We start from the raw sequence: 14,459 nt of genomic DNA, 5'->3' as shown, positions 1-14,459 counted from the left end.
TGCCTCTCCTTACTTAGCTTTTCGTCGCATCGTAAGAAAGATCGTTTCCGTCTGTCCAACCTGCGTTTTTCGCGCCGCGTTCTACCACACGTTGACGGAAAATGTCAGAGACTTTCTCTGCGTCACCCGCAAGCAGCGCTTTGGTTGAACAAAGCGATGCACACATTGGTAACTTGCCTTCTGCGATACGGTTCGCACCGTATTTTTGGCGCTCTTCCTCAGAGCCAGGCTCTGTTTCTGGGCCACCCGCACAGAAAGTACATTTATCCATTTTGCCACGTTCACCAAACGCTTCTTGTTTAGGGAACTGAGGTGCGCCAAACGGACAAGCAAACAAACAGTAACCACAACCGATACACAGATCTTTATTGTGAAGAACGATGCCGTCTTCGGTATGTTCGAAACAGTCTGCTGGACAAACTGCCATACAAGGCGCATCGGTACAGTGCATACAAGCAACAGAGATGGAGTTTTCACCGGCTTCACCATCGTTTAGTGTTACCACGCGGCGACGTTGAATGCCCCATTCAAGCGCATCGTCGTTTTCGTTCTTACATGCAGTAACACAGCCGTTACACTCGATACAGCGCTTGGTGTCACATAGGAATTTCATTCGTGCCATTGTCAGACTCCTTACGCTTTACGAATGTTACATAGGGTTACTTTAGTTTCCTGCATCAAAGTAACAGGGTCGTAACCGTAAGTGGTTGCCGTGTTGGCAGCTTCGCCAACAACATAAGGTTGTGTGCCTTCTGGGTATTTAGGACGTAGGTCTTCACCTTCGAACTTACCGCCAAAGTGGAACGGAATGAACGCCAAGCCAGGTTTCACACGACGTGTTACCATCGCTTTCACCTTGATTCGTCCCTTCTCTGCACCTTCAACCCAAACATCATCACCATCTCTGAAACCAAGGTCGTTCGCGTCTTTCGGATTCACTTCAACAAACATTTCTTGTTGAAGCTCGGCAAGCCATGGATTTGAACGCGTCTCTTCACCACCACCTTCGTATTCAACCAGACGACCAGAAGTCAGAACGATTGGGTACTCGCCAGATTTGTCTTGCTCTTGAATGGATTTATACAACGTAGGAACACGGAAGATCGCATCTTTGTCGTCCCAAGTTGGGTAATCCGTTACAAGGTCACGACGTGGTGTGTACAGTGGTTCACGATGCAGTGGTACGCGGTCTGGGAACGTCCAAACAATCGCACGCGCTTTCGCGTTACCAAATGGGATACAACCGTGCTTGATCGCGACACGCTGAATACCGCCAGAAAGGTCAGTCTTCCAGTTTTTACCCTCTGCTGCCGCTTTCTCTTCAGCCGTTAGGTCGTCCCACCAACCAAGTTGTTTCAACAACTTGTCAGTGAATTCTGGGTAACCATCTTTGATTTCACAGCCTTTCGAGTAGCTGTCTTCTGCAAGAAGACTCTTGCCTTCGAATTCCACACCAAAGCGCGTACGGAAGTTACCACCACCTTCTGCAACCGTCTTAGACGTATCGTACAGAATGTGGGTGCCTGGGTGTTTCATTTCCGGTGTACCCCAACATGGCCAAGGTAGACCGTAGGTTTCACCGTTGACAGGGCCACCTTCCGCTTCCAATGTGGTTTTGTGGAACGTATGCCAGTTTTGTTGGTGCGCTTTCAAACGCTCTGGGCTTTGGCCTGTGTAACCAATCGTCCACATGCCTTTGTTGAATTCACGCGTTAGGTCTTCAATCACCGGCTGGTTGTTTTCAACACGGATGTTTTTGAACAGAAGATCTGAATAGCCCAGTTTCTTCGAAAGCAGGTACATGATTTCATGGTCAGGTTTTGATTCAAACAAAGGTTCAATCACCTGATCACGCCATTGCAGAGAGCGGTTAGAAGCGGTAACACTGCCGTATGTTTCAAACTGCGTTGTTGCAGGAAGCAGGTAAACGCCGTCGGTACGGTCGTTCATTACCGCAGCAACAGTTGGGTATGGGTCCACAATCACCATCATGTCCAACTTCTGCATCGCTTTTTTCATCTCAACACCACGTGTTTGAGAGTTCACTGCGTGACCCCAGTAGAACATTGCACGGATGTTTTCGCGTTGACGAATGTTGTCTTTGTTTTCCAGTACGCCATCCACCCAACGAGATACAGGAATACCCGCACTGTTCATTGGTTTTTGACCACCGTAAGCATTGTCATCGAAACGACCTTTAATCCATTCGTAATCGATTTCCCACACTTTTGACCAATGACGCCAAGCACCTTCAGAAAGGCCGTAGTAGCCCGGTAGCGTGTCAGAAAGTACGCCAAGGTCGGTTGCGCCTTGTACGTTATCGTGACCACGGAAGATGTTTGCGCCGCCGCCTGATTTACCAATGTTACCAAGCGCTAGCTCAAGCACACAATAAGCACGTGTGTTGTTGTTACCAGTAGTATGCTGAGTACCACCCATACACCAAACAATACAGCCCGGGCGATTTTCAGAAAGCAGTTTTGCTGTTTGGTAAACGTCTTCTTCGCTTACGCCTGTTACGCGCTCAACTTCTGCTGGCGTCCACTTCGCTACTTCAGCACGGATTTCATCCATACCGAATACACGTTGACGGATGAACTCTTTATCTTCCCATTGGTTTTCGAAGATGTGCCACAACACACCCCAAATGAATGCTACGTCAGAACCAGGACGAAGTGATACATAGTGATCAGATTTCGCCGCCGTACGAGTACGACGAGGATCCGCTACGACAATCTTACAGTTGTTCTTCTCTTTCGCGATCAGAATGTGCTGCATCGCTACTGGGTGAGCTTCAGCTGGGTTTGAACCAATGAACAACATCGACTTACAGTTGTGCATGTCATTGAAAGAGTTGGTCATCGCACCGTAACCCCAAGTGTTCGCTACACCCGCCACTGTTGTTGAGTGACAGATACGCGCTTGGTGGTCAACGTTGTTAGTACCCCAAAGTGATGCCATTTTGCGGAACAAGTACGCTTGTTCGTTGCTGTGCTTTGCGCTTCCCAAGAAGTAAACCGAATCAGGGCCAGACTCTTTGCGGATGTCCATCACCTTGTTACCGATTTCTTCGATCGCTTGATCCCAAGAAAGCTTTTTCCACTTACCGTTTTCAAGCTTCATTGGGTATTTAAGGCGGCGCTCACCGTGACCATGTTCACGCAGTGCGGCGCCTTTTGCACAGTGACCACCGGCGTTAAATGGGTGGTCGAATGCAGGCTCTTGACCCGTCCAAACACCATTTTGAACTTCTGCGTAAATACCACAACCCACTGAACAGTGAGAACAGATAGTACGTTTTACTTCTGTTTTCGCTTCTGGATCGACTGATTTTGCTTGCGCTTTTTTCATCATTCCCGGTGCGAATAGACTAGCACCAACCACTGCGCCACCAGCGGCAAGCGAAGTGTTTTTCATGAATGCACGACGAGATACGCCAAGCTGGTTCGTTTCTTTGCTCACACTGTCGGAGCGTTTGACAAGTTTCATCCGTTATCTCCTAAAGTGTGTCGTAGTAATCGCGAATGTGTTGAGTTTCACGATACCCTTTCTTCTTCACGTCTTTTTCAGAAGGCTCAACCGTTTCTGAAGCAACGGCCACTTTTGTGGTTCCCGCAACAACAGCACCAGCAACGGCAGCGGTTGTGAAGCCTTTTAGGAGATCCCTACGGCTTGTGTTTATTTCTTTATTATCTTTCATCATTGCTTCCTTACCTTACGGTAGATCTTTGGAGACTCATGCCTCTCTATCGATATGACCAAGTACTGCTCGATTACTCGTAATCAGTGACGTTTTTCACATCAATTTTTAATTTGCTCTTACTGCTTTTGGTGTTCACGCTAAAGCGCACTTGCTCTAACGTTAAAAATGCATCGCAAAGCTGTGCAGCCGGCTTGTAGAAGTTCACGCTTTCTGCGTTCTCTAGTTGGCGCGTAAAAGATTGGAACCAAGGGGCGATGTGTTTGTTAAACACCGCTTGTTGAAGTTCTTCCTCTTCACCCGTCAGCATTGCCATCACTTCGCACAGTGCAGAAATATGGTCTTCAGGCTCTTTCACGTTCTCTTCTCGTTCGATGCCTAAAAGATCCAAATCGCGACGAATTTCCGCTAATGGTTTTTCCATCATCGAGCCCGTACGATGCCAAGATCCGAATGGCACGACTTCACCACGGCCGATGCCAATAAACAGATCTTGATATTCTTCTTCTAACGCTTCTCGCTGCGCTTCGTTCGCGGCTTGTTGCAGTGCGAGCCAAGCTTTTTGCATCGCGCTCTCAGACGGTTCAATTTCTAGCGATTTCAGGAACGCCAGCATTTCATCACTTGGCGCACTACGAAAAAGTGCGGATAGAACGAGATAAATGTCCGTTCTCAGTGTTTGTTCTTGTTGTGTATCCACTGCGAGCTCCTAGTATTTCAATTGATTCATTGGATCAGCAGCCATCGATTCAAACATGTCGATCACACGACAGTCTTCACACATGGCGATGCGATTAATGGCAGCTTCATCAGAGAAATGAGAATGACCACGAAGCTTGTTTTGCAGCATGTCGATCATCGATTGCGGAGCAAAAGGCTTGTGACAGCGAATGCACTCGGCTGCCTTTTCTTCATGAATCACAACCGCTTTCTGGCGTTCTTCTTTCACCCAGTTCATACGAGGAGTAAGCGTCAGCACTTTCTCTGGACACGCTTTCTCGCACAGCCCACATTGAATGCAGTCTTGCTCGACGAATTTAAGCGACGGAGATTGGCCGCCCGTATGCAATGCACGCGTTGGACACACCGCCACACAGCTCATGCACAACGTACAATCTTTACTTTCACAAGAAACCGTGCCGTAAGGTGCGTTCGCTGGCAGTTCAACAATGTTCTCAACTGGAATACGTGATGCTGACAACGCATCCAACGCCGTAAATAGACGCTGACGTTTGTTACCTTGCAAATCACCTAATGCCAAATCAAAAGACTCGGTACAAAGTGTCGGAGCACCTTCACGTAGTGATTCTAGATACAGAATGTCGATGGTTTCTTTGGCGATACCAAGCTGGTCGAGCAGCTCTTGAGCAATACCTACTTCGCTATTCAGCACACGAATAATGGTTTGAGGCATAAAACGCGAAGCCGCAAATAGCACCTGAGTAGCACCGTTCACAAGCGCGGCGAACCAAGTATCTATACCAACCGAAGGCAGTTCTTCCACCACAATTGGAATCACATTATCTGGCAGTGCTTTTAGTGCCATCACGTTGTAACTCTCGTGGCGAGAACTACAAATCAATACGATAGGATCTAAACCACCCGCTTGCTCATAGTTGGCTAGCGTACGTTCAATAAACTTTTGCGTATCTTCGGGGTTTGGCAATGCGTAATGAATAGCTTCTGTCGGACACGCTGTAGCACAAGTACCCACACCTTGACATAGGTATGGGTTGATCTCGATGCGATGGCCCGTTTTGTCGCTGCCTTCACTCGATAGTGCCCCTGCCGGACAAGCATCCACACAACGTTCGCAACCTTTTACGCCACGAGAGCTGTGTGCACATAGATCGGTATCTAAACGGAAGAATTTCGGTTTATCGAACGTCCCCATCAAGGTTGGAATTTCTTCCAACGCTTCAGCCAGTTTCGGATAGCCACGACCAACTGGGTAGTAGCCCGGTACTGGTACTTCTTCCGACATGCAGCTGTTTAGGCAAAGATCGAGTACGATATCGAAACAATCGCTATTGATCGCGACCTTGGCAAGATTGTTGGTCGAACCATGATTTTCAATGAGAACTTCAAACGTACCTAAGAACCCTGAAACCTGAACCGAATTGGCGTAGTAAAGCTCGGGATTTGTTCCCTTTTCGCCATCGGTAGAAAGCAGCGTTAGGCTGTTCATTTGCGACAATTGCGCTGCCGCACTTTCGATGATTGCCGTTGGACCCACAATCAAAGTATTACCGCCGCTTTCATAGCTTACGGTTGGTGGAATAAGATTGGTCAACTCTACGGTATTTTCGAAAGCGTACAGCCTCGCTTTACCGTTATTGGAAGTTGCTTGTTCTAATAATTGTTTCAGCATTGCTCAATTCCATTTATGAACATGGATAGTCTTTTCCATCTCTTAGTGTAGTTAGCGCCGGAGATTCTGCTGATTAACTTATCAATGAGCATTCTTGTTCCGCCGTCTATAGGCGATGAATACTACGCAGTGCGTCCGGACTAACTTCAACCAGATTGGTATTGAGCAACAAATAGCAAATGTCATGCCAATAAAATATCAACTAAAATTCAATTACTTAGATATTTTACCGACAAATAGTAGGGATAAAAAAACCGGTTGAGACATTTTGTCCCAGCCGGTTCATTGAGTATTTAGTCAAAATGTACCTATTCTTTGTGTGGTATATTTTGTCTCACCTCGTTAGGCGGTGATTCCTCAGAAAAAGTATCACTTTCACCAGGTGCTGTGTTTATATACAGTTCGCTTTCATCTTGGGTAATTCCGGCACTTTTTTCGGCGTTTGGTTCTGCGTCTTCAACCACCTCAGATGCGATATCGTCAGCGTTGAGCTCAGATCCTTGCGCCGTTTCAACGTCTGGTTCTTCTTCCACTTTTTCTTTAACCCAATCACGCAGCGTCTCTGCGACGTCTTTAGAAAGTGACTTTAAGTTACTGTAATCATCATCGTAATCGTCTAGGCCATCACGCACGTTAAATTCTTCGGACAAGAACATTTTGCGCAGCGCGGCTTTCTTAACGCTTTCTGAAGCTTCAGAAACCAGCAGTTGCGCCACAGACATTTCTTCGGGCTTTTCAGCCTCTACACTCGCGGTAATGTCTGGAGCCTGACTAACCTCATTGACGTTCAAAGCGTCTGAGCTTTCGTCAGCGTTTGAAAGCGCTGTGACACTATCTTCGGATTGCTCCGTCTCTGCTATCGGAGTGATCTCTTCGTCATGTTGGGAAGATTCTTCTAATTTACGTTTCGACCAACGGCTTAAAAAACTAGTTGCCATTTGCTCTACCCGCTCCTTTGCGTTTCTTACGTCTTACTTCTAACAACTCACCGTGGCGACCAATAAAGGCTTCCATCCAAGCCTGAACGGCTAACGGCATATCGTTGGATAGTACAAGGTTGTCGCCATCCATATATTGCGCCGCGACAGATTGTGAAGCCGTTAGTAACTGTATCGCTGGTTTTTCACCAGACTCGACGTTATCCATCACTAAAAAAAGTTTAGGTTGCTGAGAGCTTAAGTTAAAGCGGTAATCTGTACGCTCGTCTTTATGTAATTGCAACAGACAAACATCGGGAGTCTCTTCCGTCGGATTTAGCGCAAACCCCGTCAACTGCCATTGGGTTGTTACCCAAATCCCTGTACTGATCTCATGCTCAACAAGCTCTACGCCAATTGGCCATGCGTCTTCGGTCTTCTCGTAATTGTTCTCGAAATCTTTCTTATCCGACATAACTCACCCAGTTTTTCTATTTTGGTCTGAAAGCAAGCAGGACACTTTGACCTTACTTTCGACCATTTTATTGACTTATAAGCAATAAACGAGCCACACTGATAAAGTTTAGCCTATTCATGTCCTCTGGCTATAAGTACCAAACTAGCCGAAACTCAAATGTACTGATGTGTCATTACTGCGAACTCGCAGTTTTAATGCGTTGTTGGCATAAAACCTCGCAATTATTGTGGGAACCGCTATTTTGGAACGAGATTTGCTTTGCTAACCACTTAGCAAGCTAAATGCTTAGCAACCTAACGCTCTTAATCACTAGGACACGACTGTGCTGAAATCAAATATTATTAAAACCAGTGAAAATCCCCTGCAAACCATTGAAGTCGACGTGTACGACGAGTACGGCGAAAAACTGACAAAGCAAATCGCGTGCGAGCGCCCTCTTACGGTCATGCTGAACTGGAAAGAAGTGGTCACGCTCATGACGCTAGGTTCGCGTCCTGAAGCGCTGGTACTGGGTTATTTAAAAAACCAAAGCTTCCTGTCTGATCCAGCAGCGATTGAATCCGTCATTATTGACTGGGAAACGCATTCCGCAGCGGTGATTACTAAAGAAAATACCGAACATTTAGAAGGCGCTCTGAAAAAGAAAACCGTCACATCTGGCTGTGGTCAAGGCACCATGTATGGCAATGTGATGAAACAACTTGAGAACTACCAAGTGCCTCAAGTTCCGCTTAAACAATCAGAAATTTATTCTGCGCTGGAAGCGTTAACTCATTACAACGACACCTACAAAAAAGCGGGCGCAGTACACGGCTGTGCGGTTTGCAAAGGCAATGAGGTGTTGTCATTTGTGGAAGATGTCGGCCGCCACAATGCTGTGGATACGCTTGCAGGTGAGATGTGGCTCAAAGAAGAAACAGGTGAAGATAAAATTTTCTACACAACTGGTCGCCTTACTTCAGAGATGGTGATTAAAGTGGCCCAAATGGGCATTCCTGTTCTACTTTCTCGCTCTGGCGTTACTCAAATGGGGTTAGATCTTGCGAAACAATTTGGCATTACGACGATTGCGCGAGCAAAAGGTTTACGCTTCCAAGTATTTACCGGAGCCGACAAGATTGAGTTTGATGTGAAAGGCGAAAGTGCATCTCGTTAACGAGAAAATAATACAAAACCGTCGATTCGTGTAAACTTATAACAATTGGGATAAGTAAATCATCACGTTATGAAGGCTTAATTAAACGATATAAGTCAGAAATAGCAACATGTGTTGTAGCAATAACAACGCTTGCTTTAATTGATGCTAACTACAGCTCATTCACAAAGGATGTGAACTATGGACAATGACCAACTGTGGAATTTTTTGCTCACGCCCAGTGGCATCATGCTCTCAATGATCATTACATTTGGTGTCGTCGGCATATATGCGTATATAACCGGTCAGTTTAAGGATTAAGACCAATATAAAAAGCCTCGCTAAATAGCGAGGCTTTTGCTTTTTAAACGCTTTGCGAGTAATTACGCGTCAACGCCACGAGATTTTAGGAACTCAGAGTACGTGCCTTTGAAGTCCGTGATCTTGCCATCGCGGATTTCGATAATACGCGTTGCTAGCGAGTCTACGAATACACGGTCGTGAGATACGAAGAACAACGTGCCTTTGTATTGCTCAAGCGCGGTGTTCAAAGATTCAATCGATTCCATATCCATGTGGTTGGTAGGTTCGTCCATTAGCAGCATGTTTGGCTTGTGCATCATCAGCTTACCAAGCAGCATACGACCTTGCTCACCACCAGACAGTACTTTTACTGACTTTTTAATGTCGTCTTGACCAAACAGCATACGACCAAGGAAACCACGAACGACTTGCTCGTCATCACCTTCTTGACGCCATTGACCCATCCAATCCGTTAGGTTCATGTCTTCTGCAAAGTCATGCGCGTGGTCTTGCGCGTAGTAACCGATGTTTGAGTTTTCAGACCATTTGTACTCACCCGCACGCGGTTCAAGCACACCAGCAAGCGTGTTTAGAAGTGTTGTTTTACCCACACCGTTCTCACCGATGATCGCAACGCGCTCACCCACTTCAAAAATTGCATTGAAGTCTGAGAACAAGTCCTCTTCGAAACCTTGGCTTAGGTTTTCAACAATCAGAGCGTTACGGAACAGCTCTTTCGACTGTTCGAAACGAATGAATGGGTTTTGACGGCTAGACGCTTTAACTTCATCCAGTTTGATCTTGTCGATTTGCTTAGCACGAGATGTCGCTTGTTTTGCTTTCGATGCGTTTGCTGAGAAACGTGCAACGAACGTTTGTAGCTCAGCAATTTGTGCTTTCTTCTTCGCGTTGTCGTTTAATAGACGTTCACGAGCTTGAGAAGCTGCTGTCATGTACTCATCATAGTTACCTGGGTAAATGCGCAGTTCACCGTAATCCAAGTCCGCCATGTGCGTACATACTGAGTTTAGGAAGTGGCGGTCGTGCGAGATGATGATCATGGTGCAGTTACGCGCATTTAGCGTGTCTTCCAACCAACGGATCGTATCCATGTCCAAGTTGTTGGTAGGTTCGTCAAGCAGCATAACGTCTGGGTCTGCGAATAGAACTTGCGCTAGAAGCACACGAAGTTTCCAGCCCGGCGCCACTTCACTCATTAGGCCGAAGTGCTGCTCCATTGGAATACCCACCGCAAGAAGAAGCTCGCCCGCTTTTGCTTCTGCCATGTAGCCGTCCATTTCCGCAAACTGAACTTCTAGGTCAGCCACTTTCATGCCGTCTTCTTCACTCATTTCAGCAAGTGAGTAGATACGGTCACGCTCTTTCTTCACTTCCCATAGCTCTTTATGACCCATGATAACGGTATCGATTACCGTAAATTCTTCGTAAGCGAACTGGTCCTGGTTTAGTTTTGCAACGCGCTCGTTTGGATCGTAACTCACGTTACCGCTGGTTTGCTCAAGCTCGCCGCTGAGGATCTTCATAAAGGTTGATTTACCACAACCGTTAGCTCCAATTAAGCCGTAGCGATTACCTTCGCCGAACTTAACTGAAATGTTTTCGAATAGCGGCTTAGCGCCGAATTGTTGAGTAATATTCGCTGTGGAGATCAAAACCTTTACCTTAGCAATTGGGGTGTATTTAGAAAAACCGGGCAACGGTACTTGTTCATGCTACATACTGCAAGTGTTGTTTTTATTAATTCATCGCTAGTGAAACCATCGCAGTGCTTCTTCAAAGAAAAAAGCTTAAGCACAAATGCGTCATTGAATACAAAAAAGAGCCAGCATCATCACTGGCTCTTTTTTCATTAATACTTCCCAAAAGTGACTAAGCTATGTTCGTCACCTCTAGGATCAGCTCGGCTTTTTTAGGTAAATAAATACTGAATTTACTGCCCTTTCCCCATTCCGACTCGGCTTTTAGCTCACCACCCGTTTGGCTAAGAATACTTTGGGAGACCGACAGTCCCAATCCAGTACCCTCTCGCTTCGTCGTGTAAAATGGTGAGAAGATTCGATTCAAGTTTTCTGGCTTAATACCGCAACCCTCGTCAATAACATGAATCGCGGCTCCTTTCACTTCTCCCTCGTCAATCCAGTCTTCACTGACTACGGTTAAAGTGCCTTTGCCGTTCATTGCGTGAATGGCGTTCATTTGCAGGTTAACTAAGATTTGTAGCAAATGATGGCGGTTTATCTCAACGGACGTATGTGCTTGTAGGTCAGTCACAAACTCGACGTCGCGTTTCTTGGTGCCCGTTTTAACCAAGGTGATGCTTTCATCAATGATAGGATTGACATGTTGCCAAGTGATTTCATCTTGAACACCGCCCTGGCGACTGTATTGCAATAAACTGCGCGTGATATTGCGAATACGGTCGATTTGCGCGTGAATCGCATCAATCTCTTCTTGTACTCGACTTGCATCGTCACCCAACTCAAAGTGGATCAACTCCACGTTGCCAAGGATCACGGCGGTTGGGTTATTGATTTCGTGAGCAATCCCCGCGGTGAGTTCTCCCAGTGCTGCCAGTTTTTCATGAACAACGAGTTTGTCGCGAGTTTGGTTAAGCAATTGAATATGCAGCTCTAGATCTTGGGTTTTTTCTCTAAGGCTTGCCGTACGCTCTTGAACTTTGCATTCAAGTTGCGCTGCGGAGTTCTTCAGTTCAATTTTGCGCTCCTCTAGCGCGTCTAACATATCATCAAACTGTCTGGCTAACTGCGCAAGTTCATGATCGGCATCCAATCCCAACGGACCAATCCGTTTTTCTTTACCTTGTTGGACCTGCTTCACCACTTTATGGATGCGTTCGATCGGTCGAAACAGATCATAAGAACCGCGATATACCATCACGCCGGAAACCAGCAATAACATAATGGTAATCAAGCTAATTTCTGCAATGTTGGTCATGTAGGCTTTAACGAATGGCCACATGAGGTAACCGGTATAAAGCATACCAATGACGTTGTCGTATTGGTCTTTGATCGGTTGATACGCCGTAATATACCAAGCGTCATACACATAGGCTCGGTCAACCCACTGCTCACCTTTTGAAAGTACTTGGTTATACACTTCTGCGCTCACGCGAGTGCCTATGGCGCGCCCTAGCCTATGCTCGCTGTCTAGAGGAACATTGGTGCTTACACGCAAATCATCAAGAAATACGGTCAATGTGCCAACGGGACGAAGGCGATCATTATCGCTGAGATAGATTAAGTCGCGAATTTGATCTACCAATACAGTGCTGTTATTGAGAAGCAAACCACCATCAAGAAAGCCGATCAAATCATTCGTTTGGCTATGCACAGGAATCACTGTTCGACTGACTAGCCCACGTGCTTCCATGCCCCCATCGGCAAGAATAGGCACTTCCGCTCGTTTAGCGAGTTCAGGATCGAGGCGTTCGAGTTCTTCTTTATTGAGTACATCAAAAAACGATTCTCGCTTAGTGAGATCCATAAAGCGGAATTTGTTTTCCATCGAGTTGACGCGTTGGAAAGAGAGAAAATCTAAAGCATATCTTTTCTTCTGCTCAGTGACCCACTTTTGCAGCTCATCTTGCGGTATCCCTTGATTGATGCGAATACGAAAATCGTATGAGTCAGCAAACGCACGTACGTAATTCGATTGCTTTTGCTGTAACAACGTTACGCTGTTATTCGCAACACCAAGACGTTCAGAAACATCCAGCAGTGCATTTTGCCACGTATAATGGATGGACCAATAAATGGTAATCCCGATCAGGGCTATCAAAGTCAGAAAGATAGGTGCGGAAGTTAAAAATAATAAGCGATAACGCACCATGGTTTTAAAACGGTGCGTCCATTTCGACAATCCTTTGTGCTGTGGGCCGTTAGTCGGCATATTCCTCATCCTCAGAATCCCATTCTTTATACTTACGTTCTAAGGTCTTACGTGCCACGCCTAAATCACGAGCAGCGGCTGACTTGTTGCCTTCGTGCAAGTTAACAACCTGTTTTATATGCGCTTTTTCGACTTCTTTCAGTGTCCAGTTGTTTGGATACCCCTCACCTGTGAACTCTCTACCTTCTTTAAACGTCGGTAGTTCAGCAGAATGAGAAACAGTAATCGACACATTAGGCAATGAGTGTCCACCATTTAGCTCCCGCCAATAATGCGCAGGCGGTTTGCCAAGCAAAATGCATCGCTCAATCAAGTTTTTCAGTTCACGAATATTGCCTGGCCAATCGTACTCGCTCATCGCTTCCATATCTTCGTGCGCCCATTTTGGCGCAGGCATACCAAGCTCCCGCGTCAGCATGTTGCTGAAAAATGGCACTAACTCAAATAAGTCGGTTTTGCGCTCTCGCAGCGGACACACTTCGATTTTGAGCACATTCAAACGGTAATACAGGTCACTGCGGAAGTTGCCTTGGTTGACCTCTTCTTGCAGGTTTCGGTTGGTGGCAGCAACGATACGGACATCAATGCTGATTTCTTTTTCTGAACCAACAGGGCGGATAGTACGCTGCTCCAAAACGCGTAACAGCGAGGCTTGCATTGCAAGTGGCATTTCCCCAATTTCATCGAGGAACAAGGTGCCGCCATTTGCTACGCGGAACAAACCTTCACGAGATTTTTTCGCACCGGTAAACGCGCCCGATGTATGACCAAATAACTCACTTTCAAGTAGTTCTGGCGCAATGGCGCCACAGTTGATTGGCACAAATGGGCCCGTTCGCCCACTCGCTTGGTGAATACCTCGCGCAACCAGCTCTTTACCCGTACCCGACTCACCTTCGACCAAAACAGAAGCACGCGACGGTGCAAACTGGTTAATAAGCTGCTTAAGCTGACGCGTTTTTTCTGAACCACCGATGATCTCGGAGGTATTGTGACGTTGGTAATCGCGCTTCATGGCGTACTGCATGCGCTCGTTCAAACGGCGATCCATACAGCGGCTGACCGCTTTTAGCATTTGTTCTAGGTTGAAGGGCTTTAGGATAAAGTCAGAAGCACCAAGTTGAAGTGCGCGAATAGCAATCTCTAAATCCGCATAGCCCGTCATGAAGATCACATCGGCACGTTTGTCGTCATCTTCAAACGCTTCTTCCCACTCAATCCCAGAGCGCCCCGGCAGATTAATATCCAGTAAAATCAGATCATAATGTCGAGAATTACGCAGTTGCTCTGCTTCTTCGATGCTGCCAGCAGTGTCGACATGTGAGAAAAGCTTCCCCAATGCCTTTTTCAAAATGGCTTGCATGCCCAATTCATCATCAACGACCAGTACGGAAAAGGCGTTATATTGTTGGTTTGTACTAATATGGGATTGAGTAGACATATTTACCCCAGATGGCTTCGGATGGGACAGAGTGTACCAAGTTTAAACAGAGATACCCTACAAAAAGTGCGACATTTTGTACCAACGCAAACTTTTGTGCAAATAACCCCATGATTTAGTGCATAAATCGAGCAATTTTAGCTTGTAAAAGGTTGGCATCTTGTTTGCTATAAGGTGGCTACAG

11 protein-coding genes are annotated in these 14,459 nt (G+C 46.3%); 1 reads left to right on the top strand and 10 read right to left on the bottom strand.

All coding sequences use genetic code 11. The features are described 5' to 3' along the window. Positions 1-13: 13 nt before the first annotated feature. The 7 genes from fdh3B to ACHFJ9_RS15360 all read right to left on the bottom strand — a co-directional run bounded on the left by fdh3B (position 14) and on the right by ACHFJ9_RS15360 (position 7,463). Positions 14-622: a formate dehydrogenase FDH3 subunit beta gene (fdh3B, locus tag ACHFJ9_RS15390; protein WP_005377536.1), complete on the bottom strand. Its 609-nt coding sequence runs from the start codon at positions 620-622 to the stop codon at positions 14-16. An 11-nt stretch (positions 623-633) separates the two neighbouring features. Continuing rightward, entirely contained in the window at positions 634-3,489 is a 2,856-nt protein-coding gene (locus tag ACHFJ9_RS15385) for a formate dehydrogenase subunit alpha (protein ID WP_005453899.1), read from the bottom strand. Between the two features lie 10 nt (positions 3,490-3,499). Next, positions 3,500-3,700 (bottom strand): twin-arginine translocation signal domain-containing protein, encoded by a 201-nt coding sequence (locus ACHFJ9_RS15380; RefSeq protein WP_005396171.1) that lies wholly within the window; start codon positions 3,698-3,700, stop codon positions 3,500-3,502. 73 nt (positions 3,701-3,773) lie between these two features. Continuing rightward, complete coding sequence (locus tag ACHFJ9_RS15375) at positions 3,774-4,400, bottom strand: molecular chaperone (protein WP_005495048.1); 627 nt, start codon at positions 4,398-4,400, stop codon at positions 3,774-3,776. Positions 4,401-4,409: 9 nt separating this feature from the next. Beyond that, a complete protein-coding gene (locus ACHFJ9_RS15370) occupies positions 4,410-6,071 on the bottom strand; it encodes a 4Fe-4S dicluster domain-containing protein (protein WP_301639350.1) in 1,662 nt (553 codons plus the stop codon). Positions 6,072-6,379: 308 nt separating this feature from the next. After that, positions 6,380-7,009, bottom strand: a complete 630-nt coding sequence (locus tag ACHFJ9_RS15365) for a DUF3306 domain-containing protein (RefSeq protein WP_176319466.1) — start codon at positions 7,007-7,009, stop codon at positions 6,380-6,382. Continuing rightward, positions 6,999-7,463, bottom strand: a complete 465-nt coding sequence (locus ACHFJ9_RS15360) for a DUF3305 domain-containing protein (protein ID WP_005396177.1) — start codon at positions 7,461-7,463, stop codon at positions 6,999-7,001. The genes ACHFJ9_RS15365 and ACHFJ9_RS15360 overlap by 11 nt, the downstream gene beginning before the upstream one ends. Positions 7,464-7,788: 325 nt before the next feature. Here ACHFJ9_RS15360 and ACHFJ9_RS15355 point away from each other — a divergent pair, with 325 nt between their 5' ends. Continuing rightward, entirely contained in the window at positions 7,789-8,622 is an 834-nt protein-coding gene (locus tag ACHFJ9_RS15355; protein WP_395357394.1) for a formate dehydrogenase accessory sulfurtransferase FdhD, read from the top strand. 362 nt (positions 8,623-8,984) lie between these two features. On the opposite strand, the gene ACHFJ9_RS15350 is transcribed toward ACHFJ9_RS15355, so the two are convergent. From ACHFJ9_RS15350 to ACHFJ9_RS15340, 3 genes are all read right to left on the bottom strand, one after another. Next, on the bottom strand, positions 8,985-10,577 hold the full coding sequence (locus ACHFJ9_RS15350; protein ID WP_012841837.1) for an ABC-F family ATPase: 1,593 nt from the start codon (positions 10,575-10,577) through the stop codon (positions 8,985-8,987). Between the two features lie 217 nt (positions 10,578-10,794). Beyond that, positions 10,795-12,834, bottom strand: coding sequence for a cache domain-containing protein (locus tag ACHFJ9_RS15345; protein WP_269042942.1), 2,040 nt, complete (start codon positions 12,832-12,834; stop codon positions 10,795-10,797). Continuing rightward, positions 12,824-14,275 carry a sigma-54-dependent transcriptional regulator gene (locus tag ACHFJ9_RS15340; RefSeq protein ID WP_005396186.1) on the bottom strand — a complete coding sequence of 484 codons (1,452 nt, stop codon included), beginning with the start codon at positions 14,273-14,275 and terminating at the stop codon, positions 12,824-12,826. The genes ACHFJ9_RS15345 and ACHFJ9_RS15340 overlap by 11 nt, the downstream gene beginning before the upstream one ends. Between the last annotated feature and the right edge of the window lie 184 nt (positions 14,276-14,459).

Source organism: Vibrio sp. D3, assembly GCF_043995865.1.
Taxonomy (GTDB): domain Bacteria; phylum Pseudomonadota; class Gammaproteobacteria; order Enterobacterales; family Vibrionaceae; genus Vibrio; species Vibrio diabolicus.
The sequence above is the reverse complement of the archived record's forward strand: the minus strand, read 5'-3'. Positions and strand labels throughout refer to the sequence as shown.

What these genes read in the sequence shown, in the direction of transcription:
- ACHFJ9_RS15365 (WP_176319466.1), bottom strand. Translation starts at nt 7,009, where the DNA reads ATGGCAACTAGTTTTTTAAGCCGTTGGTCGAAACGTAAATTAGAAGAA.
- ACHFJ9_RS15385 (WP_005453899.1), bottom strand. Translation starts at nt 3,489, where the DNA reads ATGAAACTTGTCAAACGCTCCGACAGTGTGAGCAAAGAAACGAACCAG.
- ACHFJ9_RS15340 (WP_005396186.1), bottom strand. Translation starts at nt 14,275, where the DNA reads ATGTCTACTCAATCCCATATTAGTACAAACCAACAATATAACGCCTTT.
- fdh3B (WP_005377536.1), bottom strand. Translation starts at nt 622, where the DNA reads ATGGCACGAATGAAATTCCTATGTGACACCAAGCGCTGTATCGAGTGT.
- ACHFJ9_RS15370 (WP_301639350.1), bottom strand. Translation starts at nt 6,071, where the DNA reads ATGCTGAAACAATTATTAGAACAAGCAACTTCCAATAACGGTAAAGCG.
- ACHFJ9_RS15360 (WP_005396177.1), bottom strand. Translation starts at nt 7,463, where the DNA reads ATGTCGGATAAGAAAGATTTCGAGAACAATTACGAGAAGACCGAAGAC.
- ACHFJ9_RS15380 (WP_005396171.1), bottom strand. Translation starts at nt 3,700, where the DNA reads ATGAAAGATAATAAAGAAATAAACACAAGCCGTAGGGATCTCCTAAAA.
- ACHFJ9_RS15345 (WP_269042942.1), bottom strand. Translation starts at nt 12,834, where the DNA reads ATGCCGACTAACGGCCCACAGCACAAAGGATTGTCGAAATGGACGCAC.